Here is a 1,311-nt window from a genome sequence, read left to right on the forward strand (position 1 = left end):
CCGCTTCCCCGCCCGGCGCACCGCCGGTGCCGGTGCCGGTGCCGGGGGCGCGGCCCGCGGCCGTCCGGGTGCCGGAGGAGGACGGGCCGGGTCCGCGGGCGGGGACGGCGCCGATGTCGGCGCTGGGCCTGCTCGCCCCGTCCCCCGGCGACCGCGGCGTGCCCGGCGACCGCGGCGCCGGCGGATCCCCGGGCCCGGACCCCGGCCCGGGGCGGGCGCCGGATCCGCCGGCGGATGAGGGGGAGGGGCCGTCGGAGTCGGCGCGGCATCTGGAGCGGGAGCGGCGGCAGGTCCGGCGGGGGCTGATCACCGCGATCACCGTCCCGGTGGCGCTGCTGGCGCTGCTGGCGGCGGTGATGGTGGGCTACTACGCCTATGTGACGTTCAGCTCGGTGCTGGGCCCGGACGACTACGCCGCGCTGCGGGTCGGGGACGGGCAGGCGGAGGTGGAGCGGGTGCTGCCGCGGATGGAGACCCTCGATGGCAGCGAGGTCCGGCTGAACGTGCCCGAGCCGGCGGGCGCGGACTGCCGCTACTACCGTCCGAACTCCAACCTGCTGGGCAACGGCCGGGTGTACCGGCTGTGCTTCGCCGGGGGCCGGCTGACGGCCAAGGACTCCTTCGCCACACGTTCGACAGGGGAGAACGCCAAGTGATCCGGGTGCTGCTGGCCGACGACGAGGCGATGATCCGGGCGGGGGTGCGGGCGATCCTGTCCGCCGATCCGGGGATCGAGGTGGTCGCCGAGGCCGCCGACGGGCGGGAGGCGGTGGAGTTGACGCTCGCGCACCGTCCCGACGTGGCGCTGCTGGACATCCGGATGCCGCGGCTGGACGGGCTCGCGGCGGCGGCGGAGCTGCGGCGGGTCTCGCCGGGCACCGGCGTGGTGATGCTGACGACGTTCGGTGAGGACGAGTACATCGCGCGGGCCCTGTCGGGCGGCGCGAGCGGGTTCCTGCTGAAGTCGGGGGATCCGCGGGAGCTGCTGGCGGGGGTCCGGGCGGTCGCCGACGGCGCGGCGTACCTGTCGCCGAAGGTCGCCCACCGGGTGATCACCGAGCTGGGCGGGGGGCGGATGGACGGCGCCCGCGCGCGGCGGCGGATCGCGGGGCTGACGCCGCGGGAGCGGCAGGTGCTGGCGCTGCTGGGCGCGGGGCTGTCGAACGCGGAGATCGCGGGGCGGCTGCATGTGGTGGAGGGGACGGTGAAGGCGTATGTGAGCGCGATCCTGACCCGGCTGGAGGTCCGCAACCGGGTGCAGGCCGCGGTGATCGCCTTCGAGGCGGGCCTGGTCGAGGACAACGACGCCCC

The 1,311-nt window shown here is 76.7% G+C and carries 1 protein-coding gene and 1 pseudogene; both read left to right on the forward strand.

The annotated features are described in order from the left end of the window. Positions 1–656, forward strand: a pseudogene (locus E1298_RS49145) (hypothetical protein); the annotation flags it as partial. Then, positions 653–1,311, forward strand: a 659-nt coding sequence (locus tag E1298_RS46950; RefSeq protein WP_131903805.1) for a response regulator, incomplete at its 3' end; no start/stop codon positions are given. The pseudogene E1298_RS49145 and the gene E1298_RS46950, both read left to right, overlap by 4 nt.

Origin of the sequence: Actinomadura rubrisoli, from assembly GCF_004349215.1 — a bacterium.
Taxonomy (GTDB): domain Bacteria; phylum Actinomycetota; class Actinomycetes; order Streptosporangiales; family Streptosporangiaceae; genus Spirillospora; species Spirillospora rubrisoli.